The sequence below is a fragment of the Xanthobacter pseudotagetidis genome (assembly GCF_043194795.2).
GTDB classification, from domain to species: Bacteria; Pseudomonadota; Alphaproteobacteria; order Rhizobiales; family Xanthobacteraceae; genus Xanthobacter; species Xanthobacter tagetidis_A.
This window is the reverse complement of record NZ_CM195534.1, coordinates 1873678-1896813: the sequence shown is the minus strand read 5'-3', so window position 1 is coordinate 1896813 and position 23136 is coordinate 1873678. Positions and strand designations below refer to the sequence as shown.

General features: G+C 70.0%; 20 protein-coding genes. 5 read left to right on the top strand and 15 right to left on the bottom strand.

The features are described 5' to 3' along the window. Positions 1 to 3 precede the first annotated feature (3 nt). From V5F67_RS08755 to V5F67_RS08735, 5 genes are read right to left on the bottom strand one after another with little or no spacing between them, the layout of a single operon-like run. Positions 4 to 1089, bottom strand: coding sequence for a siderophore-interacting protein (locus V5F67_RS08755; protein ID WP_394018857.1), 1086 nt, complete (start codon positions 1087 to 1089; stop codon positions 4 to 6). Continuing rightward, a complete protein-coding gene (gene fhuB, locus V5F67_RS08750) occupies positions 1082 to 3028 on the bottom strand; it encodes a Fe(3+)-hydroxamate ABC transporter permease FhuB (RefSeq protein ID WP_394018855.1) in 1947 nt (648 codons plus the stop codon). Before fhuB ends, V5F67_RS08755 begins: the two co-directional genes overlap by 8 nt. A 34-nt stretch (positions 3029 to 3062) precedes the next feature. Further along, positions 3063 to 3956 (bottom strand): ABC transporter substrate-binding protein, encoded by an 894-nt coding sequence (locus tag V5F67_RS08745; protein WP_394018853.1) that lies wholly within the window; start codon positions 3954 to 3956, stop codon positions 3063 to 3065. Continuing rightward, complete coding sequence (locus V5F67_RS08740) at positions 3953 to 4756, bottom strand: ABC transporter ATP-binding protein (protein WP_394018851.1); 804 nt, start codon at positions 4754 to 4756, stop codon at positions 3953 to 3955. Before V5F67_RS08740 ends, V5F67_RS08745 begins: the two co-directional genes overlap by 4 nt. Next, positions 4750 to 6843: a TonB-dependent siderophore receptor gene (locus V5F67_RS08735; RefSeq protein WP_394018849.1), complete on the bottom strand. Its 2094-nt coding sequence runs from the start codon at positions 6841 to 6843 to the stop codon at positions 4750 to 4752. The genes V5F67_RS08740 and V5F67_RS08735 overlap by 7 nt, the downstream gene beginning before the upstream one ends. A gap of 293 nt (positions 6844 to 7136) precedes the next feature. Between V5F67_RS08735 and V5F67_RS08730 the strand changes: the two genes are divergently transcribed. After that, complete coding sequence (locus V5F67_RS08730) at positions 7137 to 8015, top strand: helix-turn-helix domain-containing protein (RefSeq protein ID WP_394018847.1); 879 nt, start codon at positions 7137 to 7139, stop codon at positions 8013 to 8015. A gap of 84 nt (positions 8016 to 8099) precedes the next feature. Here V5F67_RS08730 and V5F67_RS08725 read toward each other — a convergent pair whose 3' ends face one another. The 8 genes from V5F67_RS08725 to V5F67_RS08690 form a co-directional block, all read right to left on the bottom strand. Beyond that, positions 8100 to 8453, bottom strand: a complete 354-nt coding sequence (locus tag V5F67_RS08725) for a hypothetical protein (protein ID WP_394018845.1) — start codon at positions 8451 to 8453, stop codon at positions 8100 to 8102. A gap of 99 nt (positions 8454 to 8552) precedes the next feature. Further along, complete coding sequence (locus V5F67_RS08720) at positions 8553 to 10217, bottom strand: Na/Pi cotransporter family protein (protein WP_394018843.1); 1665 nt, start codon at positions 10215 to 10217, stop codon at positions 8553 to 8555. A 207-nt stretch (positions 10218 to 10424) separates the two neighbouring features. Continuing rightward, the gene (gene hisN, locus V5F67_RS08715) at positions 10425 to 11240 is read right to left on the bottom strand and encodes a histidinol-phosphatase (RefSeq protein ID WP_394018841.1); all 816 of its coding nucleotides are present in this window, start codon (positions 11238 to 11240) and stop codon (positions 10425 to 10427) included. After that, positions 11230 to 12054 carry a DeoR/GlpR family DNA-binding transcription regulator gene (locus V5F67_RS08710; protein ID WP_394018839.1) on the bottom strand — a complete coding sequence of 275 codons (825 nt, stop codon included), beginning with the start codon at positions 12052 to 12054 and terminating at the stop codon, positions 11230 to 11232. Before V5F67_RS08710 ends, hisN begins: the two co-directional genes overlap by 11 nt. A gap of 117 nt (positions 12055 to 12171) precedes the next feature. Beyond that, complete coding sequence (locus V5F67_RS08705; protein ID WP_394018837.1) at positions 12172 to 13248, bottom strand: ABC transporter ATP-binding protein; 1077 nt, start codon at positions 13246 to 13248, stop codon at positions 12172 to 12174. Positions 13249 to 13259: 11 nt separating this feature from the next. Then, complete coding sequence (locus tag V5F67_RS08700) at positions 13260 to 14147, bottom strand: carbohydrate ABC transporter permease (RefSeq protein WP_394018835.1); 888 nt, start codon at positions 14145 to 14147, stop codon at positions 13260 to 13262. Positions 14148 to 14155: 8 nt separating this feature from the next. Then, complete coding sequence (locus tag V5F67_RS08695; protein WP_394018833.1) at positions 14156 to 15058, bottom strand: carbohydrate ABC transporter permease; 903 nt, start codon at positions 15056 to 15058, stop codon at positions 14156 to 14158. A 127-nt stretch (positions 15059 to 15185) separates the two neighbouring features. After that, the gene (locus V5F67_RS08690; RefSeq protein WP_394018831.1) at positions 15186 to 16493 is read right to left on the bottom strand and encodes an ABC transporter substrate-binding protein; all 1308 of its coding nucleotides are present in this window, start codon (positions 16491 to 16493) and stop codon (positions 15186 to 15188) included. A 350-nt stretch (positions 16494 to 16843) separates the two neighbouring features. On the opposite strand from V5F67_RS08690, the gene V5F67_RS08685 reads away from it, so the two are divergent. After that, a protein-coding gene (locus V5F67_RS08685) for an IS5 family transposase (protein WP_509210642.1) occupies positions 16844 to 17601 on the top strand; the annotation gives its coding sequence in 2 pieces (ribosomal slippage) (positions 16844 to 17186 and positions 17186 to 17601; 759 coding nt in all). Positions 17602 to 17683: 82 nt separating this feature from the next. Then, positions 17684 to 18448 carry a phosphodiesterase gene (locus V5F67_RS08680; protein ID WP_394021209.1) on the top strand — a complete coding sequence of 255 codons (765 nt, stop codon included), beginning with the start codon at positions 17684 to 17686 and terminating at the stop codon, positions 18446 to 18448. Between the two features lie 6 nt (positions 18449 to 18454). Here the strand turns inward: V5F67_RS08680 and V5F67_RS08675 are convergent, their stop codons facing one another. Then, the gene (locus V5F67_RS08675) at positions 18455 to 19477 is read right to left on the bottom strand and encodes an LLM class flavin-dependent oxidoreductase (RefSeq protein ID WP_394021335.1); all 1023 of its coding nucleotides are present in this window, start codon (positions 19475 to 19477) and stop codon (positions 18455 to 18457) included. Between the two features lie 91 nt (positions 19478 to 19568). Continuing rightward, entirely contained in the window at positions 19569 to 20354 is a 786-nt protein-coding gene (locus tag V5F67_RS08670; RefSeq protein WP_394021210.1) for an IclR family transcriptional regulator, read from the bottom strand. A 147-nt stretch (positions 20355 to 20501) separates the two neighbouring features. Here V5F67_RS08670 and V5F67_RS08665 point away from each other — a divergent pair, with 147 nt between their 5' ends. Together V5F67_RS08665 and V5F67_RS08660 are read left to right on the top strand one after the other, a co-directional pair. Beyond that, positions 20502 to 21893, top strand: coding sequence for an FAD-dependent oxidoreductase (locus tag V5F67_RS08665; protein ID WP_394021211.1), 1392 nt, complete (start codon positions 20502 to 20504; stop codon positions 21891 to 21893). 119 nt (positions 21894 to 22012) lie between these two features. Continuing rightward, entirely contained in the window at positions 22013 to 23008 is a 996-nt protein-coding gene (locus tag V5F67_RS08660; protein ID WP_394021212.1) for a tripartite tricarboxylate transporter substrate binding protein, read from the top strand. The last annotated feature ends 128 nt before the right edge of the window (positions 23009 to 23136 follow it).

Sequence of the window (23136 nt, the reverse complement as noted above, 5' to 3'; positions counted from 1 at the left end):
CGTTCAATCGCCGATATCTACGCCTTCGTGGCCGCGACGCCAGTAGGCGGCGACCGAAACCTGGCGCTTGTCGAGGCCGCGTCCGTCGATGAGATGGGCGCGCAGGCGCCACGCGGCGCCCTGCTCGCAGCCCGCGAACACGCGGACCGTCGCCCGCTCCACGGGGAGCACCACGTCGCGGACCGCGGCCTCGATCATCGATGTCGTCCCGGCGGGGGCGCCCGCGCGGTGCAGCCAGCGCACGTCGAGCGTGGCGGGCGAGACCAGCGGCTGCTCCTCGCGCCCATCGTCGACCTCGATCAAGGCGAGCGCCCGCGCATCCGCGGGCAGGCGCTCCAGGATGCGGGCGATGGCCGGCAGCGCGGTGGCGTCGCCTGCCAGCAGATTGAAGGCGCCCGGCACGAACGGCGCGCCGCCCGGGCCGAGCAGACCGACGCGCGCGCCCGGAGCGGCGGTGCGGGCCCAGGTGGCGCCGGGACCGGCCGGGGCGTCCGGGTCGCCATGAAGCGCCACGTCGATGGCGATCTCGCCCCGCGCCAAATCCACTTGGCGCACGGTGTAGACCCGCGGCACCAAGGCGTCGGCGCCCTGCGGCCAGACCATCCGGCCCATGGCGTCCGCGTGCGGCCAAACCGGAGCGCGGCCCGGCGGCGGGATCAGGACGCGGACGTGGAGCGAGGCCGTGTCGTAGTGCGCCGCATCCCCGGCGAGCACGATGCGGCGCATGCCGGGGCTGACCTGGAACGCGCGCGCGACCACCAGTTCGCGGAAGAACGGCAGCGGCCCGCCTGCGGCACCGGCCCCGCTCCAGGCGAAAGCCGGCCCCTCCTCGCCGGCAAGCCGCTGGAGCGCGTCGGCGGCGGCCATCTTGGCGAAGCTCAGCGCGCTCGCCGTGGGGCAGGTGCAGGAGATCACCAGGACGCCCGGCGCGGCCGAGAGCGCCATGCGTCCGAGCCGCGGGCTCTCCACCGTCGCGCCGTCCGCCGTCCGGGCCACGTCCGCCTGGTCGGCGAAGCGCGCGGCGAACGCGGCGATGGCGGCCGGGGGGTCGGCGAGCGGGATGCGCGCTTCGGCGTGGAGCTCAGCCATGGCCGCCCCTGCGCTGGAGCAGCCAGATCAGATAGGGCCCGCCCACCAGGGCGGCGAAGAAGCCAACCGGCACCTGATAGGGGTAGGCGACGGAGCGGCCGAGGAAGTCGGCGAGCATCAGCAGCACCGCCCCGATGAGCGCCGACGCGGCGGGGAACAGCCGCCCCCCGGCGAAACCCAGCAGCCGCGCCAGATGGGGCGCCAGAAGCCCGGCGAGACTGAGCGGCCCGACGAAGAACGCCGCCACCGCCGTCATCAAAGCGGCGAGCAGCGCCAGCGTGAGCCGTCCCGTCGCCACCGGCAGCCCGAGGCCGCGGCCGACCGGCGCGCCGAGCGGCAGGATGGCGATCCACCGGCCGAGCAAAGGCAGCGGCGCGACGAGGACGAGGGTGGCGAGCGCCAGCATCCAGGCCTCGGGCGCATCCACGCGGTCGGTGGAGCCCGCCATCCAGGTAAGCAGCAGGAAGGTGTTCCAGCCGCCGGCGGCGAACACGGCGGCGAGGATGGCGAGGCAGGTGGCGCCGAGCGCCACGCCCGCGAGCAGCATGCGCTCCGGCCCGAAGCCGGTGCGGGCCGCCATGGCGAGGATGAAGGCGATGGCGCCGAGGGCGCCGAGGGCGCTCGCCGCCATCTGCGTGCCCCGGTCCGGCATGTCGAAGAGGATCAGCGCCACGGCGATGCCGACCCCTGCTCCGGCGCCGACGCCGAGCACCTCGGGGCCGGCCAGGGGATTGCCCGTGAGGCGCTGCATCAGCGCGCCGGCGGTTCCGAGCAGCGCGCCGGCGCAGGCCGCCGCCGCCACGCGGGGGGCGCGGAACGGCAGCAGGTCGGCCAGCAGCTCGCCGGTCGCCAGCGACCAGCCGTCCGGTCCCGGTCCGAGGGTCAGCGCCAGCGCCGCGAGCAGCAGCGCGGCGCCGCCGAGCAGCGCCAAAGCCCGGCGGGGCCTTTCAAGCCGCCCCCCATCCCCGGCGGGCGCGGCGGGCGGCGCCGTCGGCCGCACCTTCGGCAGCAGCCAGAGCAGCAGCGGGCCGCCGATGAGCCCCACCATGGCGCCGGTGGGGACGAGGTCGCCGCTGCCGGTGGCGGTGGCGAGGACGATGCCGTCGGCGAGGCTCAGCAGCAGGGCGCCGATCAGCGGCGCGCGCCAAAGGATCTCGCTCGGCGTGCGGGCACCTGAGATACGCGCGAAGGCCGGCGCCGCAAGGCCGACGAAGCCGATGATGCCGACCTCCGATATCACGCTCGCGGCGAGCCACACCGCAAGCGCGATCACCAGCACCCTCAGCGCCGTGAGCGCGACGCCAAGGCTGCGCGCGCCGGCATCGTCCAGCGCCAGCATCGCCAGCGGACGCAGCAGCAGCGCGGCGGCGGCCCCGCCGAGCACGAGCCGCGCGCCGATGACGAGCGCGCTGTTCCAGTTCTGCTGGTGCAGCGAGCCCGCGCCCCAGATATAGACCGAGAGCACATATTCGCCGCGCGCCAGCACCACCGCGGCGCTCGCCGCCGCCGCCATCAGCGCCACCGTCATGCCCGCCACCACGACGGTGACGGGATCGAGCCCGCGCCGCCAGGAGAGCGCCACCACCAGGGTCACCGCCCCTGCCCCGCCGGCGAAGGCGACCGCCTCGCGGGAGAAGGCGAGCAGGCCCGGCGCGAAGGCCAGAGCGAGCACCAAGGCGAGCTGGGCCCCGGAGGCGATGCCGAGGGTGGAGGGATCGGCGATGGGATTGCGCAGAACCCGCTGCAGCAGCGCGCCCGAAAGGCCGAGGGCGGCGCCTGCGAGCAGGGCAGTCGCCGCGCGCGGCAAAAGGCCCTGCCACAGCAGCGCCGCGTCGAGCCGGCGCACGGTCTCGGGATCGCCGACGATCTCGGGACGGCGCAGCACGCCGATGGCGAACAGCGCCAGCGCCGCGGCGGCGAGGGCGAGCCAGAGCGGCATTCGCGGCGCCGAGCGTGGGTGCGGTAGCGTCATGTCAGCCAAGGCCCGCTCCCGGCGGATGGGTGAGCGCCCGCGTGAGCAGGCGGGCGAAGCGCATGGCCGTGGGCAGGCCGCCGAACGGGTTCATGGAGCCGAGCACCACCACGCGGTTCTCGCGCACGCTCGGCAGCGCGCGCCAGACGGCGCTCTGCGGCAGGATGCGCCGCGCGTCCGGCGGCACCGGCGGCAGGATGACGAGGCCGGCATCGGCGAAGCGCGCCAGCGCCTCCAGCCCCACCGGCGCGGAGGCGGCATAGGAGGTGCCGGAGGTCCAGGCGTTGGCGAGGCCGAGCCGCGCCAGCACCTCGCCGAACATGCTGTCGGGCCCGAACACGCGGAAATGCCGGGCATCGCCCAGGTTGATGACGAGGAGCGGGCGGCCATTTCCCCCCGCGAGCGCATCGCGGCAGCGCGCGAGCGTCTCCTGCGTCGCGGCGAGAAGGCGCTCTGCGGCATCGGGCCGTCCCACGGCGACGCCGAGGCGTTCCGCCGCTTGCTCGGCGCGGACGAAGGGGAGCGCGCCGCGCTGGTAGATGGAGATGGTCTCCACCGGCGCGATCCGCCGCAGCTTCGGCTCGGACGCGACATAATAGGCCGAGTTGAAGATCAGGTCCGGTGCCGCGCGGCGCAGCGCCTCGAAGTTCGGCATGCCGCGCAGGCCGAGATCGACGACATCCGGCGGCACCTCCGGCTCCACCGCCACCTGCCGGAACAGCACCAGCTCGGCGGCGGCCACCGGCGTCACGCCCATGGCGAACAGGGTCTCCAGCAGCGCCCAATCGAGGGTGGCCACGCGCGGCGACGCCGCGCCCATGGCGGTGTCCGCCGGACCGACGGCCAGCAGCGCCGCGGCGCCCGCGATCACGGCCCGGCGCGAGAGACGGCTCACAGCACGAACCCCATGGGATGGCCGCTGACCGGATGGGGCAGGACGCCCATGTCGAGGTCGTAGACCGCCTTGAGCGTCTCCGGCGCCATCATCTCGCGCGCCGGCCCGTGCGCCGCGAGGCGCCCGGCGCGCAGCGCCACGAGGTGGTCGCAGGTGCGCACCGCGAGGTTGATGTCGTGCAGAACCACGATCACCGTCAGCCCCTCCCCGTCGGCCGCCAGCTCGCGCACGATGGCGAGGACCTCCATCTGGTGGGTGATGTCGAGCGCCGAGGTGGGCTCGTCCAGCAGCAGGCAGCGCGCCCCGGTGCCGCCCTTGAGCTGTGCCAGCATCAGGGCCAGCCAGGCGCGCTGGCGCTCGCCGCCGGAGAGGCCGTCGACGGCGCGGTCGGCGAGCCGCTCCAGGCCGGCGCGCCGGATCGCCGCCTCCGTGGCCGCCGCGTCCTCGGCGCCGAAGCGGCCCAGCACGCCGTGCCAGGGATAGCGGCCGAGGGCCACCAGCTCGCGCACGCTCATGCCGTCGGCCGGCGGCGTGAACTGGGGCATGTAGGCGACCTTGCGCGCGAACGCGCGGCCGCGCCAGCGCGTCAGATCGGAGCCCGCGAAGCGCGCCGCGCCCTCGCTCGGCGCGAGCTGGCGCGCCAGCACCTTCATGAGCGTGCTCTTGCCGGAGCCGTTCGGGCCGATGAGGCCGTAGACCTTACCGGCGTCGAGCGCCAGCGTCAGCGGCGCCAGAATCGGCCGGCCGCCGGCATGAACGCCGACGCCGTCGAGCTCCCACAGCGCCGCCGCGCTCACCATCGGTAGCTGAGCTGGCCGATCACGGTGCGGCCGTTGCCGTAGTAGCAGCCGAAGAAGCCGCAGCTCGCCACATAGGTCTCGTTGGCGATGTTGTTCACGTTGATCTGCGCCTTGTAGGGGCCCTTCTCGTAGGTGAGCGCGGCGTCGAACAGCGTGTTCGCGTCGAGGAAGATGGAATTGTTGTCGAGCGCGTAGCGCGAGCCCACGTAGCGCACGCCGCCGGCAATGCCGAGGCCCGCGAGCGTGCCGTTCTTGAAGCTGTACTGGAGCCAGACATTGCCCATGTTCTCGGGCACGTTGGCCGGGCGGTTGCCGGCATACTCGCCTTCCGTGATCTCGGCGTTCATGTAGGTGTAGTTGGCGAGCACCCGCCAGCCGTCCGACAGGCTCATGGTGGCGGAAAGCTCCAGGCCCTTCACCTCCACCTCGCCGATCTGGGTCTGGTAGCTGACGCCGCCGATCAGCTCGTTGGAGAGCACGTTCTGCTGCCGGATGTCGTAGAGGGCGGCGGTGAAGAAGGCGTTCCAGCCCACCGGCTGGTACTTCACGCCCACCTCGTACTGCTCGCCGGTGGACGGCTTGAAGGCCGCGCCGCCGAGCACCGTCGGCATGTTGCCGATCACCGGCTCGAACGAGGTGGAATAGCTCGCATAGGGCGCGACGCCGTTGTCGAACAGGTAGGTCAGGCCGATGCGGCCGGTGGTGGCGGCGTCGTTCTGATCCTGCACCGTGTCGCCGAAATTGGTATCGGTGGTGGAATCGACGCTCGCCCAGTCCTGCCGGATGCCGGCGGTGACGAGCCACTTGCCGTAGCGGATCTGGTCCTGGGCGTAGAGGCCGGTCTGGGTCACCGTGCCGTTCACCTGCGAGGTATACCAGGGCGTGCCGGGATTGATCGGCCCGTAGGTGGGCATCAGCAGGCTAATGGGCGGCGCCACGCCGAACTCGGTGAGGTTGTCCTGGCTGTAGCGGCGGAAGTCGACGCCGAGCAGCAGCTTGTGGCTCAGAGCCCCGGTCTGGAAGTCGCCCTGGATCTGGGTGTCGAGGGTGAAGGTGTCCTGGTCCTCGCTGTTGGCGGAGGAGCCGCGGTTGGCGATGGTCGGATTGGTTGCGCTGAGGCTGCTGTAATAGAGGTTGGTGTAGTCCCAGTTCATCGACAGGTAGCGCCCGTTCTGGCGCACCTGCCAGGCGTCGCTGAAGCTGTGCTGGAACTCGTAGCCGATGCTCGCCAGGGTCCGGCTCGACGAATTGTAGTTGGGGTCGCCCAGGAACAGGTTCGGCGACAGGAGATTCTGGCGCGGGCCGACGGTGTACTCCACCGGCAGACCCACCGGCGAGCCGACCTCGTCATACTGGATGTTGGCGAGGACGGTGAGCGAGGTGTCGCTCCCCTTCCACGTGACCGCGGGGGCGAAATAGAGGCGGTTGTCCTGCAGATAGTCGGTCTGCATGCCCGAGTCGCGGGCGAGGCCGGTGAGGCGGTAGGCGAAGTCGGTGCCCACCACCCCGCCCACGTCGAAGGCGCCCACATAGCGGTCGAACGAACCGATCTGCCCCTGCACCTCGCCGAAATTGGTGAAGGTGGGCCGCTTGCTGATCATGTCGATCAGGCCGCCGGGATTGCCCTGGCCGTAGAGCACCGAGGCCGGGCCGAGCAGCACGTCGATGCGCTCGAGGCCATAGGGCTCGATCGAGATCGCACCCAGCTCGCGCACCAGCTTCAAGCCGTTGAGATACTGGCTGTTGGCGGCGGAGAAGCCGCGCAGCAGCGGAGCGTCGAAGCGCGGATCGGTGCCGAACGGCTGGCCCAGCACGCCCACAGAATAATCGAGCGCCTGGCCGACATTCTGCACCTGCCGGTCGTCCATCTGGTCGCGCGTCACCACCGAGACCGACTGCGGAATCTCGATGATCGGCGTGTCGGTCTTCGAGCCGGTGATGGTGTTGCGGGCGACGTAACCTTCCACCGGGCCGGTGGGCGAATCGTTGCTGCGCCCCTCGACGACCAGCTCCTGGAGCTGGGTGTCGGACTGCTGCGCCAGCGCCGGGCCGGCGGCGAGCGCGCCGAGGGCGACGCCGCACAGCAAGATTGTCCGGGATCGCGTGCGGGAGATTGCAGTCATTCTCTCACCTGTGCTGGCCGTCTCTAGTTGAGAATCCTTCAAAACTGACACAATGCGATGCCAGTTTTGCTTTCAGATCCTGATACCAACTCGACCGCGGCACGGATTGTCGGCTCCACTTGCAGTTTGACTGTTCTTGGCCTCTTATTGCATTGCAGGCTAGCCACCGCACGCAGCGAGCCGCACATTGCACTTCTTCTAAATTGGCGCAGCTGCGGGCCCGCAGGCTCCAGCGGCCGCGCGATGCGGGCTCTGCCATGGCGTTCCGACCACGCATGACCTCCTCGATCGAGGGCATCACGCTGCTCGACAGCCTGCGGTGGCGGCGCTGGAACGGCGTGGTCGCCGACGTCTGGCACGTGCATTGCGCGGCAGGCGCGCGCGGCAGCTACATCTCGCGCGACGCGCGGCTGTTCGTGGTGCTGGAGCGCGAGGAAGGCCACACCCAGCTCCAGCTTTCGGCCCGCGGCGCGGACATCGCCGCCTGCGCGCCGGTGCACATGAGCTACGTGCCGGCGGACATGCCGCTCTGGTCGCGCGTGGAGGCGGCGGGCGAGCTGCGGCACCTCGACCTGCATTTCGACGTGCCGGCGCTCTCCGCGCGGATCGGCGAAGACCTCGACGGCGAACGCCTGGCGACGCCGCGCCTCGGCTTCATGGACCCGCGCATCCACACGCTTGCGGGCATGATCGCGCGCGAATGCCTGGAGCCGGACGCGCACCATGACCTTTACGGCGACGGCCTGGTCCTGGCGCTGTTCATCGATCTGCTGCAGCTCGGCCGCAACCCGGCTTCCAAGCGCTCACCGCTTTCAACGCGGCAGCTGCGCAAGGTCACGTCCTTCATCGAGGACAACAGCTTCCGCAACATCCGCCTGGAGGAGCTGGCGGCGCTCATCGACCTGTCGCAATCCTATTTCAGCCACGCCTTCAAGGCGTCCACGGGCGTTCCGCCCAGCCACTGGCACATGCAGGCCCGCATGCGGCGGGTGCAGCACATGCTGTCGGATTCGGACCTGCCGCTGAGAGAGGTAGCGCTGGCGGCCGGCTTCGCCGACCAGGCCCATTTCACGCGCGTGTTCCGTCGCTTCTGCGGCGAGACGCCGGCCGCCTGGCGCCGCGCGCGCCGCGATTGAGCCGCATCGGCGACGGCGCCGGTCTCCAGCGCCGTCTCGGCACGTCGGCTCGCGGCCGATCGAGGCCCGTGCGTGCCCCCCCGTTCAGCCCCGCTCCCCGGCGCGGGTGCGGCCGGTGGGGTCCACGCGTCCGGCTTCGAGCGGCTGGGAGGGCTGCCCCATCCTCGCTCCAGCCGGCGCCCTGCCCTTGCCGCGCGACTTCATCTGCTCGACGTTCATGTCCTTGTCTTCGTTGATGTCCGGCCGGCCGAGCGCGTCCTTGCGCCGGGGCCCGGCGGGTCCGCGCTCGACGCTGTCCTGATGGTTTCCCACGAGACCGCCAGGCGCGGCCTGCGTGGCCTCTCCGCCTTTGGCGCCCTGCTTGCGCCCGCTCTCCTGATAGTTGCCGACCAGATGGCCGGCGCCGTGCTTGGCGTTGGTCCGTTTCAGCTGTCCCACGGCGCGCCTCCTCTTCGGAAGGGGTGATCCCGTCTTCAACGCCGCCAAGCCCGCTCCGGTTTCAACGCGGCCGTGCAAGCGAACAGGGGCCGGGGCTCCTCAGCAGGACTGCGGCTGGTCGGCAAGGCGGGTGTCGCGCAGCTCGCCGGTGCGGGCGAGCACGGGATAGGCCGACGCCGCCACCACATGGGAGTTCACGAGCTTGAGGTCGCGCACGATGTCGATGCCGAGGCCGCTCGCGTCGGCGAGGATCGCAAGGCCCTGGCGCAGCCGGTCGAAATGCAGCCGCGCGGCGGCGGTCTCGCTGTCGCGGAAGGCGGCCTTCTCCAGCGCCAGGAGGCGCGCGGCGCGCGGGTCCGCGGTCATGAACAGCGAGGTGGCGAGGCGGATATTGGCCTTCAGCCGCTCGAACAGCGCCGCCAGTTCCTTCTCCTCGGCCGGCGAGAAGGCGATGCCGCGCTTCAGCCGCTTGCGGGCGTCCGTCATCAGGCGGCCGCTCACCACGTCCGCCGCCTGCTCCATGTTGGCGGAGAAGGCGAGAATCTCCTCGACCCGCCGGCGATCGGTGGCGGACAGCTCGTCCGGGTCGAGCAGCGCGAGATAGGAGCGGATCTCCCGGTTCAGGCGGTCGAGAATGTCATCGTCGTCCCGCGCTTCGGCGATGCGCCGGCGCTCGCCCCCGAGCAAGGCGCGCGCCGCCTTGTCCAGCATCTCGTCGAGCGCGTCCGCGAGGCGCAGCGCCTCGCGCGCCGCGGCGCCCAGCGCCACCACGGGCGTGTCGGCGGCGGGCGCGAGATAGCGCGGGCGCGCGGGATCGGCCTCGTCCTCGCGGTCGGGATAGAGCCATTCGAGCAGGCGCGCGAACGGCCCCAGCAGGGGCAGGAAGGCGAGCGCGGTGACGATGTTGAACACGGTGTGGAAGTCGACCGCGACGCGCGCGGGATCGGGCTGCCAGGTCACCATCAGCGCGCCGATGGGCTCGATGAGCGCGAGCCCCACCGCAACGCCGGCCAGCCGGTTGATGAGATTGCCCACGGGCAGGCGCAGCGCCGCCCGGTCGTCCCTGCCCATGGCCTGCACCACCGGCGCGATGGCGCTGCCGAGATTGGCCCCGAGCACCAGCGCGATGGCGGCATTGGGCGGCACCACGCCCTGCGCCGCGAGCGAGGCGGTGATGAGCACCACCGCCACCGAGGAATGCACCGCCCAGGTCAGCACCGCGGCGAGGATCACGTCCAGCAGCGGCACGGTGGCGATCACGCCCATCAGCATGCGGATGCTCGGCGCGTCCTCCAGCGGGCGCAGCAGGTCCACGAGGTGATGCAGCGCCAGCACGATCAGGCCGAGGCCGATGGCGGCGCGGCCGAGGTCGCGCATCAGCGTGGCGGCACCGCGCCTGAACATGATCAGCCCGGCGAGGATGGCCACCGGCGCGAAGGCGGTGACGTCGAAGGAGAGCGCCTGCACGATCAGCGTGGTGCCGATATTGGCCCCCAGCATCACCGCCAGCGCCGGGACCAGGGCCACCAGCCCGGAGGCGGCGAAGCCGGAGACCACCAGCGCGGTGGCGGTGCTGCTCTGGAGCAGGGTCGTCACCGCGATGCCGGCGCAGAAGCCCCGCACCGGATTGCGCAAGGCCCGGCGCAGCACCACCTTCAGCCGCGGGCCGAGCGCGCGCATGACCCCGGTCTGCACCATGTGGACGCCCCACAGCAGCAGCGCCGCGAAGCCGGCGAGATCGACGAGGGTGACCGAGAAGCTCATGGCGGACCTCCGCGCTCCGGGCGGCGGGCGCCGCATGGCGTCCGTCTGATGTCAGGCCGTTGGCGAACGTCGATCGTTCCGGCGGCCACGATGATCTCGCCGCATCCACCTGCTGCGCCGCAGCATCATCGGCAATATTTCCTGCCTCTTCAAGGACTAAGATGCCCTCGCCCCGGGATCGGCAAGGCCCGCGCCGATGCCGGGCCGTCAGCCGGCCGCCGGCGCCAGTTCCTGAAGCGCCGCCGCGTGCAAGGCGGCATTGGCGGCGGCCACCACCTGCCCTCCCGAGCCGATGGTGAGCGGGGCGCCGCGCCAGTCCGTGATCACGCCGCCCGCGCCTTCCACCACCGGCACCAGCGCCATGAAATCATAGGGCTTGAGGTCCGCCTCAACCACCAGATCCACATGCCCGCTGGCGAGCAGCCCGTAGGCATAGCAGTCGCCGCCGAAGCGGCGCAGCGCCACCTTGTCCGCGAGCGCGGCGAAGGCGGCGCTCTCTTCGGCCGTGAACATGTCCGGCGAGGTGGCGTAGAGCCGGGCCTCGCCCAGGCGGGCCGCGGCGCTGGTCCGGCACGGGACGCCGTTGAACCGGGCACCCGCGCCGGCGATCCCCACCCAGCGGTCGCCGAGCGCGGGCGCGTCGATCACGCCGACCTCTGGCCGCCCGTCCACCACGGCGGCGATCAGGGTGCCGAACAGCGGCAGGCCGGTCATGAAGCTCTTGGTGCCGTCGATGGGGTCCACCACCCACACCACCGGCCGGTCGATGCCGACCGCCGCCTCCTCCTCGCCGAGCACGCCGTGATCCGGGAAGCGCGCGGCGATGGCCTCGCGCAGCGCCCGCTCCACCGCCCGGTCGGCGGCGGTGACCGGGCTCGCATCGGCCTTCCACTCGACGCCCACCGGGGTGCGGAAATAGGACCGCACGATCGGCCGCGCGAGGTCGGCGAGTTCTCCGGCGAAGGCGGCGAGCGCGGCCGCGCCATCGCTCGCCGGGCGCTTGGCGGTGGCGCTATTCGGCATAAGCGGGCTTCCGGCCATGGCCATTGCCGTTGCCCCCGGGTCCTGCGGGAAGCGGTGGCGCCAGCACCACGCGCGCATGCTCCAGCTCGTCGCGCACCGCGGCGGGCGGAGGAGCATCGGTGACGAGGATGTCCACCGCCTGCCACTCGCACACCTGGATCAGGCCGGGCTTCGAATATTTCGAGCTGTCGAGCAGCAGCATGACCTTCTCGGCGAGCGGCATCATGGCCCGCTTGAACTCGGTCTCGAACAAGTCGAAGTCCATGCAGCCGCGCTGCGGCGAGGCCGCCGCCACCGACATCACGAACAGGCCCGGGGTGAACTGCGAGGCGAAGTCGATGGCCGAGGGACCGATGATGGTGCGGTCGTCGGCGCGCAGCTCGCCGCCGGGCAGGATCACGCGATGGCTCCGGCCGGCGGACGACAGGATCTGCGCCACCTCCACCGAAAAGGTGATGGCGGTGAGGCGGCCGGGTCGCGGCGCCAGCACCTGGGCGAGGAAGCAGGAGGTGGAGGAATTGTCGAGCAGGATGGTGGCATCCTCCTCGATCAGCTCGGCGGCGGCGGCGGCGATGCGGCGCTTGGCCGGCGCCTGCTCGCGCAGGCGGCGGTCGAACGGGGCCTCCCATTCGGCGACGTTGAGGCGCACGCCGCCATGGAACTTGTCCACCATGCCGTCCTCGGCGAGCGCCTTGAGATCCCGCCGGATGGTCTCGTCCGACACCTGGAAGTGCTCGGCGAGGTCGGTGATGGTGGCGGAGCGCCTGTCGCGGAGCAGCTCGACGATCTGCTGCTGGCGCACGGTCTGTGCCATGGGCTTATCCGGAGCTAGAGCATTTTCGAGCGAAGTGGATACCGGTTCGCGTGAAGAAAATGCGTGGAAACGAAGATCTGAGGCATGGCTGGTGAACCGGAGTTGCCCGGCACTGCTTCAGAGACGGGGAAGGACGCGGCCCGAGGCCGCATCGAACAGGCGCACGCGCTCCATGTCGAAGCTGATGCCCACCTCGGCGCCGGGCGGCGGCGCCTTCGTCACCGGCGTGCGCGCCACCAGGCGGTCGTCGCCGATGACGATCTCCGCCAGCGCCTCCGAACCGATGAGCTCGGTGCGGTCCACCCGGCCGCGGGCGAGCGCCTCGCCGTCCGCCGGGCCGACGATCACCTCCTCGGGCCGGATGCCGAGCAGGATCTCGCCCGCATCGGTGCGCTCGGGAACATGGGCGGAGAAGGCCGGATGGCTCACCACGCTGCCCGACCCGTTCGGCTTCAGCGCGCAGCGCAGGAGGCTCATCTCGGGCGAGCCGATGAAGGTGGCGACGAAGGTGTTCTGCGGCCGCATGTAGAGGTCCATGGGCGCGCCCACCTGCTGGAGCCGGCCCGCCGAGAGGATGGCGACGCGGGTGCCGAGCGTCATGGCCTCGATCTGGTCGTGGGTCACATAGATGACGGTGAGGCCCAGCTCCTTGTGCAGCCGCTTCAGCTCGCCGCGCATGTGGGTGCGCAGCTTGGCGTCGAGGTTGGAGAGCGGCTCGTCGAACAGGAACACCTTGGGCTGGCGCACCAGCGCCCGGCCGATGGCGACACGCTGGCGCTCGCCGCCCGAGAGCGCGTTGGGCTTTCTCTCCAAGAGGTGGGTGATGTGCAGGATCTCCGCCGCCTCGCGGATGCGCTTGTCGATCTCCGGCTTCGAGAGCCTGGAGGTCTTCAGCAGCCCGAACGCCATGTTCCGGTAGGCGGTCATGTGCGGGTAGAGCGCGTAGGACTGGAACACCATGGCGATGTCGCGCTTCTGCGGCTCGGCATGGGTCACGTCGCGCCCGTCGATGAGCAGGCGCCCGGCGGTGATGTCCTCGAGCCCGGCGATCATGCGCAGGGTGGTGGACTTGCCGCAGCCCGAGGGGCCGACCAGCACCATGAATTCCTTGTCCGCCACCGCGAGGTCGACGGCGTGCACGGTGGGCTTGCCCTGATAGGACTTGCTGACGCCCTGAAGAACCACTTCGGCCATGCCAATAACCCCTACTTCAGACCCGCGTGCATGAAGCTGTCCACGAAGCGCCGCTGGAAGATGACGAAGAACAGGAGCAGCGGCGACACCACGACGACGGTCGCCGCCATCAGCCGCGTCCAGTCGGCGCCGCTGTCGGACTTCGCCAGCAGGCCGAGGCCGATGGGCAGCGTGCGCACGCTCTCGGAATTGGTGACCAGCAGCGGCCACATATAGTCGTTCCAGTGGGTGACGACCGCGATGATGGAGAAGGCGATCAGCGTCGGCTTCACCAGCGGCAGGTAGACGTGCCACAGGATGCCGAGATGCCCGCAGCCGTCGAGCCGCGCCGCGTCGGCGAGCTCGGTCGGCACCTGCCGGAACGCCTGGCGCAGCATGAAGGTGCCGTAGCCGGAGGCGACGAAGGGCACGATCAGCGCCGGCAGCGAATTGAGGATGCCGAGCTCGCGCACGGTGACGAAGTTGGTCAGGAAGGTGGCGTAGATCGGGAACATGATCTGCAGCAGGAACAGCGTGAAGAGGATGTTCTTGCCCGGGAAGTTCAGCCGCGCGAAGGCGTAGGCAGCGAGCGTGATGGTGACGAGCTCGCCGATCAGGATGCCGCCGGTGGCGAGCACCGAATTGATGAGGTAGGTGCCGAAGGGGGCCACCGCCATCGCGGCGGGATAGTTGCCGAACTGGAGCACCGCCGGCAGGAAGCCGGCATTGGGGTCGAACACCTCGGTGCGCGTCTTCAGCGAGGTGACGACGATCCAGATCAGCGGGCTCAGCCAGAACAGCATCAGCGGCAGCAGCACGAAGTGCAGCCAGTTGCGCTTCAACGCGGTCCGCAGCGCGAGCAGCGTGCCACGGGAGGTGGCGGGGGCGGACAATTCGATCGGGTCCTGAAGGGTCGCCATGGAGAGCCTCAGCGTCCGAGATAGTGCACGCGCCGGCCGAACACGAGCGCGACGAGGGTGATGAGGCCGCCGACGAACAGCAGCAGCACGTTGGCGAGCGTCGAGGCGTAGCCGATGTCCTGGTACTGGAACCCGTTCTGGTAGATGTAGAAGGTCAGCACATTGGTGGCGTCAGCCGGGCCGCCCTGCGTCATCACGTAGACGTAGTCGAAGATCTGGTAGGAGTGCAGCAGGCCGATGATGACGACGAAGTAGAGCGTCGGCGAGATCAGCGGCACGGTGATGTGGATCAGCCGGTGCCAGGCCGAGACGCCGTCGAGCTTCGCCGCCTCGTGGAGGTCCGAGGGGATCATCTGCAAGGCCGCGAGCAGGATCAGCATGAAATAGCCGGCATATTTCCAGATGCTCATGAAGATGATGGCCGGCAGCGCCCAGCGCGCGTCGTAGAGCCACTCCACCTTCGGCAGGCCGAACGCGGCGATGGCGGAATTGATGGGGCCGTAGCCCGGCGCGTAGAGGAACACCCACACCATGCCGGCGGCGACCGAGGGAATCATCACCGGATAGAAGAAGGCCGAGCGGTAGAAGCTCATGCCGCGCAATTTGCTGTCCAGCGCCACCGCCAGCAGCAGCGCCACCGTGATGGCGCAGGGAATGGTGACGAGGGTGTAGAAGACGGTATTGCCGAGCGACTTCCAGAACAGCTTGTCGGTCCACAGCCGCTCGTAGTTTTCAAGCCCCAGGAAATAGATCTTGTTCGATCCCAGGACCACGTCGTGGAAGCTGAAATAGATCGAGCGCAGGATCGGCCAGTAGGTGAAGGCGGCGAGAAACACCAGCGACGGCAAGAGCAGGAGATAGGCCAGCCCCGCCTCCGACATGCGGGCACGCAACGCGGGACCTGTCACCATGGCCGGACCTCATTCGATAGCCATACGCTGACGTCAACATGCAAAGTCTTTGCCGGAGCGACCATGGCCGGGATCGGGGGAGCATCCCGGCCATGGCGCAGGATGGAGGGGCGCACGGCCCCTCCCCTCAGGAGCGCCGGCGCAGCAGGCGCTGGATCTCGCGGTTGGAGTTGTCGGCCGCCTCCTTCAGCGCCACGTCCGGCTTGATCTCGCCGGCGAGCGTGCGGTCGAGGGCGCTCTTCAGGTACTCGCGGACCTTGTGATAGCCCGGCACCTGGAGGAAGGCGCCGGCATAGGCGGCCTGCTCCAGCGCCACCTTCGCCTGCGGCACCTCCTTGAGGTAGGCCAGCATCTCAGGCGTCTCCCACGAGGACTTGCGCACGGCGAGATAGCCGGTGTCGCGGCCCCACTGCGACTGGACGTCGGTGGAGGTCATCCACTTGGCGAAGGTCCAGGAGGCCTCGATGGCGGCGTCCGACTGCTTCTTGGCGATCATGATGGGACCGCCGCCCTGGCAGGCGCCGAAGGTCTTGTTCTTCGGCATGAAGGCGACGTCCACCTTGAACGGCGACGAGGTGCGCAGGTTCGTCAGCGAGCCGGTGGAGTGGTAGAGCATGGCGGTGCGGCCGGCCATGAAGTCGTTGGCCGAGCCCTGCCAGGTGGAGGCCGGCGGCATCACGCCCGCCTTCGTCAGCTTGACCCAGAATTCCAGCGCGTCGACCGCCTCGGGCTTGTCGAACAGCACCTTGTCCTTGGTCCACGGCACAAGGGCATTCTGGCGGCAGAAGCACTCGAAGATCCAGTCGTGCCAGCCGCCGCCGATGGTGAGGCCCCAGCGCTTCAGTTCGCCGTTCTCGCGCACGGTGAGCGCCTTGGAGACTTCGAGCAATTCGTCCCAGGTGACCGGGGGCTTGGCGATGCCGGCGGCCTTGAAGGCGTCGGCGTTGAAATAGAGCACCGGCGTCGAGGGCTGGAACGGCAGGCCGTAGAGCTTGCCGTCGGAGACCGCGGTCTCCAGGAAGCCGGGGATGAAGTCCTGGTAGATGTCGGTCTTCTTCGCCTTGTCGGTGACGTCGGCGAGCGCGTCGAGACCGAGGAAGGTCTGGAGCGCGGAATTGATGGGCAGCCAGGTGGCGGGCGGATCGCCCACGCCGAGCGCGGTGATCACCTTCTGCTCGGTGTTGTCGTAGCTGCCGGCATAGATCGCCTCGACCTCGATCTTCTCGTGCGCGGCATTGAACTTGGCGATCATCGAGGCGACCAGCTTGTTGATGTCTCCGGAGACGCCCACCGGATACATGAACTGGACCTTGACCTTGTCCGGCGCCGCATAAGCGGGGCGGGAGCGCAGCCCCGCGGAAGCGGCAACGGCGGCGGCGCCGCCGAGCAGGACGCTACGCCGGGAAATGTTGGAAAATGTGGATTTGACCGACATCTCATTCCTCTCACAGAGCGAGTGGGCATGGAGCAGGCGTGCGCCGCCCGCCGCCGAAAGGCAGCTGGAAAAGCTTTGAACTTAACTCCCCAGGGGGTGACGGCGCAGGGTTCGGATCCCTGCTGCGCGGTGCATTTCTAGAACCGCTTCGGTGACAGTGATGTGACCTTAACTCTGGGTAATTTGGAAATCGAGGTTATAAAATGAGCAAGATGCACAAATAACCACATAATCCCTCAGACACCTCGACCGGGCACGCATCAAGCCTTAGGCGGGATCGACATTCAGGATTCCCAGCGCGCTGAAATGCTGATTCATAGGGAACCGTGTTTTCCGCACGGAGCCCCGGCATGGCCGCGAAACGGTATGAATTGAGCGACGCTCAATGGGAGAAGATCGCGCCGCTGTTGCCCGGCAAGGCGACGGATCCCGGGCGGACGGGCTCGGATAACCGCTTGTTCGTCAACGGGTGTCTTTGGGTTCTACGGTCCGGCGCGCACTGGTGCGACCTGCCCGAGCGCTATGGCCGCTGGAAGAGCATCCACAAGCGCTTCAGCCGCTGGTGCCACGCCGGGGTCTGGGAGCGCGTGTTCGAGGCTCTGACAGCCGATCACGACAACCGCTATCTGATGATCGACTCAACCATCGTCCGCGCCCACCAGCAGGCCGCGAGCGGAAAAGGGGGGCCAAGGATCAGGCGCTGGGGCGTTCCCGAGGGGGATTGACCACCAAGATCCACATGCTGGCCGACGCGCTGGGGCGGCCCTTGCGCTTCATCGTCACGGCCGGCCAGAAAGGCGATGTCACCGCCGCTCCAGCCCTGGTGGAGGGCCGGGTCGGTGGCGCCGTGCTCGCCGACAAGGCCTATGACAGCAATGCCTTCCGCAAGATCGTGACCGGCATCGGCGCGACGGCGGTGATCCCTTCCAACCGCACCCGCAAGGTGCTCATCGCCCACGATGTCATGGCTTACAGGCGGCGCAACCGGATCGAGCGCTGCTTCAACCGCCTCAAGCACTTCCGACGCTTCGCGACCAGATATGACCGCAGGACAATCCACTTCACCGGCTTCATCCACATCGCCGCAGCCATGATCTGGCTGCGATGAATGTCGATATGCTCTAGAACGTGCGTCGTTGCCCCTGTGGAAGCTTGCGCCGGCCCGGGTCCGGCGCGTTGAGGTGATTTCGATGCTGATCGCGCAGCTCACGGATTTTCACGCCACCGTTCCCGGCGCCACGGCGGGCGGCGTCGACACGCGGGCCGCCTTCCGCGCGCTCATCGCGCATGTCCGCGCCCTCGCGCCGCGGCCGGATCTCCTCCTGGTCTCGGGAGATCTCGCCGAGACCGGCGTCGATGCGGAATATGCCTTTGTCCTGGAAGGCCTGGAGAGCCTCGGCATCCCCTTCGTCGCCGTGCCCGGCAACCACGACCTGCGCGCGCCCCTGCGCCGCGTGCTGGCGCGGCACACGGGCACGGAGCCGGATCATCTCGGACTGGTACGCGAGCTGGACGGCCTGCGCGTCATCGGCCTCGACACGCTGGTGGAGGGGGCGAGCCACGGCGCCCTCCTGCCGGCGCAGCTCGTCTGGCTGGAGCGCACGCTCGGCGCCGACGCCGGCCGGCCGACGCTGGTCTTCCTGCATCATCCGCCGTTCGCCACCGGCCTGCCGGCCATGGACGAGATCGGCCTCAGGGAGGGCCGCGCCGAGCTGGCGGCGCTGCTGGAGGGCCGGCGCGACATTCTCGGGCTGGTCTGCGGGCACGTGCACCGCGCGATTACCGGCGGCTTCGCCGGCCACCGGGTCTTCATCGCGCCGTCCGCCAGCCATCAGTTCGCGCTGGACTTCGCCGGCCCCGGCTTCCGCGTGGTGCGCGAGCCGGCGCAGATCGCCCTGCACCGCGTGGCGGACGGGCGGCTCGTGTCCTACCTCATCCCCGGGCCGGCCCTGTAGCCCGGCTCAGCGCCATCCCAGGGCCGGCGCCACCTGGGTCAGGATCGCCTCGATCACATGCGCGTTGTAGTCGACGCCCAGCTGGTTCGGCACGGTGAGCAGCAGCGTGTCGGCCTCCTTGATCGCCTCGTCCTGCGCCAGCTCGGCAATCAGCGCGTCCGGCTCGGCGGCGTAGGAGCGGCCGAAGATGGCGCGCGTGCTCTCGTCGATGAAGCCGATCTGGTCCGCCTCCCCGCCGCCGCGGCCGAAATAGGCGCGGTCGCGATCGTCCACCAAGGCGATAATGGAGCGGCTCACCGACACCCGCGGCTCGTGCGCATGCCCGGCTTCCTTCCAGGCGGCGCGGAAGGCGCGGATCTGCTCCGCCTGCTGGACGTGGAAGGCGGCGCCGCCCTCGTCGTTCTTGAGGGTGGAGCTCTGGAGATTCATGCCGAGCTGCGCCGCCCAAACCGCCGTGGCGTTGGAGCTGGCGCCCCACCAGATCCGCTCGCGCAGGCCCTGCGAATGGGGCTCCAGCCGCAGCAGTCCGGGCGGGTTCGGGAACATGGGCCGCGGATTGGGCTGGGCGAAGCCCTCGCCGCGCAGCACGTCGAGGAACACCTCGGCGTGACGCCGCGCCATGTCGGCGTCGGACTGCCCCTCGGGCGGGCGGTAGCCGAAATAGCGCCAGCCGTCGATCACCTGCTCTGGCGAGCCGCGGCTGATGCCGAGCTGGAGCCGTCCGCCGGCGATGAGGTCGGCCGCGCCCGCATCCTCGGCCATGTAGAGCGGGTTCTCGTAGCGCATGTCGATGACGGCGGTGCCGATCTCGATGCGGCTGGTCCTTGCCCCCACCGCGGCGAGCAGCGGAAACGGCGAGCCGAGCTGGCGGGCGAAATGGTGCACCCGGAAATAGGCCCCGTCCGCCCCCAGCGCCTCGGCGGCGACGGCAAGCTCGATGGATTGCAGCAGCGCATCGGCGCCCGAGCGCGTCTGCGAGTGGGGCGAGGGGTTCCAGTGCCCGAACGAGAGAAAGCCGATCTTCTTCACGACCATGGTGCCCGGTGGGAGGAGGCCGGCAGGCTAGTCCCGGATGCGCCGCGCCGCATCCATAAATCGCGTTCACCGAACGGCAGCAGGCTCAGCCTCGCCGCCCGGGACCGGGCGGGCGGCCGCCGACCGCCCGCTCCGCCTCGCGCCGCATGAGGGCGACCACGTCGGCGCGCCGGTCCTCCTCCAGGCGGCTCGATATGGCGGCGATGCCGAGCGCCAGCGGCGGCAGGCCCGGCCGCTCGGGCACCACGACGCCGATGCCGCTCACGCCGGGCGTGATGTCGTTGAAGTTGAGCGCGTAGCCCAGCTCCCGCGCGCGTTCGACGAGGCGGGTGAGGATCTCCGCATTGATGCGCCCGTAGCGCGGCAGGCGCGGAGCGTTGAAGGCGATCACCTCCCGCGCCTCCTCCTGCGGGAGCGAGGCGAGCAGCGCGATGCCGCCGGCGGTGGTGCCCATGGGCCGCCGCGCCCCCACCTCCACGGTCAGCGCCTTGATGGGGTATGTGCCCTCGCGCCGGTCGAGGCACACGGTGTCGAAGCGGCTGCGCACGGTGAGGAAGGTGGTGTCGCCGCTCTCCTCGGCGACGGCGTTGAGCGCCGGCGCGAACATGGCCCGCAGGTCCAGCTCCGGCGCCGCGGCAAGCCCCAGCTCATAGGCGAAGGGGCCGAGGAAGAAGCGCTTGTCCGCATCCTGGCGGGCGAGGCCCTCGTGGCACAGCGCCAGCAGCAGCCGGTGCGCGGTGGGGCGCTCCAGTTCTGCCTCGAAGGCGATGTCCGCCACCTTCAGCCCGGCGCGGTTGTTGGCGCCGAGCACCCTGAGGATGCGTGCCACGCGCTGCACCGCCTGGGTGCCGGGAGGGGGAGCAGTCACCATTCAGTCTCCATATTATGGACAAATCTGCCTCAGCCGCGACCTTGTTTGGCACTATTTCATGTGATTTCTTGTGCCCGGCTCGACATAGATCGGCAAGGAATATCCATAATATGGACATTCCTTCAGTTCGGCAACAGGAAGGAATCCATGCGACATCTCGATACGGACGTGGCGGTCATCGGCGGTGGCGCCGCCGGCATCGGCGCCGCCATCGCCGCGGCCAAGACCGGCGCGCGCACGGTGCTGGTGGAGGCCGGTCCCATGCTCGGCGGCGAGCTGCTCTCCGGCATGTCGGTGGACGGCGTGCTCAATGCGCGCGGCGAGTGGGTGGTGCGCGGCGTCGCCGAGGAGATCTTCGAGGAGTGCCGGCAGATGCAGGGCTTCATCGGCCCGCTGCACGACTTCCGCCTCATCTGCTACGTGTGCTGCGATCCCGAGGTGCTGAAGCTCGCCATCCCGCGCGTGCTCGCCCGCTACGGCGTCCAGGTGATCCTCTACAGCCAGGTGAGCGAGACCTACTCGGACAACGGCGAGGTGGAGGCCGTGGTGCTCTCCCACCGCGACAGCCGCACGCTGCTCACCGCGCGCTATTTCGTTGACGCCTCCGGCGACGGCGACGTGGCGGTGCAGGCGGGCGCGCCCTTCGAGGTGTCCGACGCCTCGGGCGACCTGCAGCCGCTCTCGCTCATGTTCCGCATGTCCGGGGTCGAGAACGCGCCGTTCCTCGACTTCGTGCGCGACAACGCGCCCTCGCTCGCGGTGGGCGAGAGCGACTATATCCGCGCCGGCCGCTCCGACGAGGAGCTGGCGCAGGCGATCCACGCCCAGGGCGCCCCGAGCGTGTTCTTCAAGGGCAACGGCCCGTTCCTCGGCGGCGCGATCCAGCGCGGCGACATGTTCCCCACCGCGCTGATCATGATCATGCCCACGTCCGAGGCCCGCAAGGAGGTGTGCGTCAACGCCACCCGCGTCGCCGAGAACATCATGGGCACGGATGCGGCGGCGGTCTCGGCCGCCATGCCGCAGCTCACCGAGCAGGTGTGGCAGGCGGCGCGCTTCCTGAAGGAGAACGTGCCCGGCTTCGAGAACGCCGCCTTCGCCGGCGTCGCCCCGCGCATCGGCATCCGCGAGACGCGGCGTATCATGGGCGAGTACGTGCTCACCGGCGAGGATTGCCGGACCGGGCGCAAGATGCGCGACGTGGTGACCAAGGGCGCGCATCACATCGACATCCACCAGGAAGGCATCAAGCAGGTGCGCATCCCGGTGGAGAACGGCGGCTCCTACGACATTCCGTGGCCCTCGCTGATCCCGCAGGGGCTGAAGAACCTCGTGGTGGCCGGGCGCTGCATGTCCTCCACCCGCGAGGCCAACGGCACCACCCGCATGATGGGCCAGTGCCTCGGCATGGGCCATGCGGCCGGCACCGCCGCCGCCATGGCGGCGAGCGGCGAGATCGCCGACATCCGCAAGCTGCCGCTCGACCGCCTGCAGGGCGCCCTGCGCGCGCAGGGGGCGGTGCTCGAAGGCACCCACTGACGACGGCGCCGGGCGGGTGGCAAGCCCGCCCGGCGCCGCGATGCAAGAAGCCACAAAGACAATGCCCGCCGCGTGCCTGCGCCACAGGACCGCGGAACGGGTTCTAGGGGAGAAGCCACATGAGGAAGATCAAGGCCGCCTTGGCGCTCGCCGCCGCGCTCCTCGCCGCGCCCGCGCTGGCCCAGACCACCGCCGCGCCGGCGCAGCAGGCCGCGAGCTATCCGTCCCACCCGGTGACCATCATCGTGCCGTTCGCGCCCGGCGGTTCCACCGACGTGCTGGCGCGCGTGCTCGCCAACAAGCTCACCAAGGCCTGGGGCCAGCAGGTGATCGTCGACAACCGCACCGGCGCCGGCGGCAATGTGGGCGCGAACGCGGTCGCCAAGGCGGCGCCGGACGGCTACACGCTCGGCATGGGCTCCATCGGCACCCATGCGGTGAACGCCAGCCTCTACGCCTCCATGCCCTACGACACGGTGAAGGACTTCGCGCCCATCACGCTGGTGGCGGAGGTGGGGCTGCTGCTGGTGGTGCACCCGAGCGTGCCGGTCAACACCGTCGAGGAGTTGATCGCCTACGCCAAGGCCAATCCCGGCAAGCTGAACTACGCCTCCGGCGGCAACGGCGCCTCCCAGCACCTCGCCATGGAGCTGTTCAAGAACATGACCGGCACCGACATGGCCCACATCCCCTACAAGGGCTCGGGCAATGCCATCGGCGACCTCGTCGGCGGACAGGTGCAGCTGATGTTCGGCGACATGCCCCTGGTGCTGCCCTATGTGCAGCAGGGCCGCCTGCGCGCCCTCGCCTTCGCCGGCGCCAAGCGCTCGCGCGCCGCGCCCGACATCCCCACCGTCGACGAGGCGGGGGTGAAGGGCTATGCCGCCAGCGCCTGGTACGGCCTGTTCGCGCCCGCCGGCGCGCCGGCGCCGGTCGTCGACAAGGTCAACGCCTCGGTGGTGAAGATCCTGAGCGAGCCCGACACCGTCGAGTTCCTGGTCAAGCAGGGCGCCGAGGCGGTGGGCAACACCCCGGCCGAGTTCACCGCCTTCCAGAAGCGCGAGATGGACAAGTGGGGCAAGCTCATCAAGGTCATCGGCCTGCGCAACGAATAGCGCCGATGCCCGGCGGCGCGGCGGGACCAGCGCCCGCCCCGCCGCGCGCTCGGAACGGCGAACGGCATTTCGCCGCGCGGGGGGATTCAATTTGCCCCGCCGGCGCTCTACTCTCGGCATGACCGCCT

Excerpts from the sequence above, each read along its gene's own strand:
- V5F67_RS08700 (WP_394018835.1), bottom strand. The coding sequence starts at position 14,147 with ATGGCGACCCTTCAGGACCCGATCGAATTGTCCGCCCCCGCCACCTCC.
- V5F67_RS08740 (WP_394018851.1), bottom strand. The coding sequence starts at position 4,756 with ATGGTGAGCGCGGCGGCGCTGTGGGAGCTCGACGGCGTCGGCGTTCAT.
- fhuB (WP_394018855.1), bottom strand. The coding sequence starts at position 3,028 with ATGCCGCTCTGGCTCGCCCTCGCCGCCGCGGCGCTGGCGCTGTTCGCC.
- V5F67_RS08730 (WP_394018847.1), top strand. The coding sequence starts at position 7,137 with ATGGCGTTCCGACCACGCATGACCTCCTCGATCGAGGGCATCACGCTG.
- hisN (WP_394018841.1), bottom strand. The coding sequence starts at position 11,240 with ATGCCGAATAGCGCCACCGCCAAGCGCCCGGCGAGCGATGGCGCGGCC.
- V5F67_RS08695 (WP_394018833.1), bottom strand. The coding sequence starts at position 15,058 with ATGGTGACAGGTCCCGCGTTGCGTGCCCGCATGTCGGAGGCGGGGCTG.
- V5F67_RS08710 (WP_394018839.1), bottom strand. The coding sequence starts at position 12,054 with ATGGCACAGACCGTGCGCCAGCAGCAGATCGTCGAGCTGCTCCGCGAC.
- V5F67_RS08755 (WP_394018857.1), bottom strand. The coding sequence starts at position 1,089 with ATGGCTGAGCTCCACGCCGAAGCGCGCATCCCGCTCGCCGACCCCCCG.
- V5F67_RS08660 (WP_394021212.1), top strand. The coding sequence starts at position 22,013 with ATGAGGAAGATCAAGGCCGCCTTGGCGCTCGCCGCCGCGCTCCTCGCC.
- V5F67_RS08665 (WP_394021211.1), top strand. The coding sequence starts at position 20,502 with ATGCGACATCTCGATACGGACGTGGCGGTCATCGGCGGTGGCGCCGCC.
- V5F67_RS08690 (WP_394018831.1), bottom strand. The coding sequence starts at position 16,493 with ATGTCGGTCAAATCCACATTTTCCAACATTTCCCGGCGTAGCGTCCTG.
- V5F67_RS08680 (WP_394021209.1), top strand. The coding sequence starts at position 17,684 with ATGCTGATCGCGCAGCTCACGGATTTTCACGCCACCGTTCCCGGCGCC.
- V5F67_RS08705 (WP_394018837.1), bottom strand. The coding sequence starts at position 13,248 with ATGGCCGAAGTGGTTCTTCAGGGCGTCAGCAAGTCCTATCAGGGCAAG.
- V5F67_RS08670 (WP_394021210.1), bottom strand. The coding sequence starts at position 20,354 with ATGGTGACTGCTCCCCCTCCCGGCACCCAGGCGGTGCAGCGCGTGGCA.
- V5F67_RS08720 (WP_394018843.1), bottom strand. The coding sequence starts at position 10,217 with ATGAGCTTCTCGGTCACCCTCGTCGATCTCGCCGGCTTCGCGGCGCTG.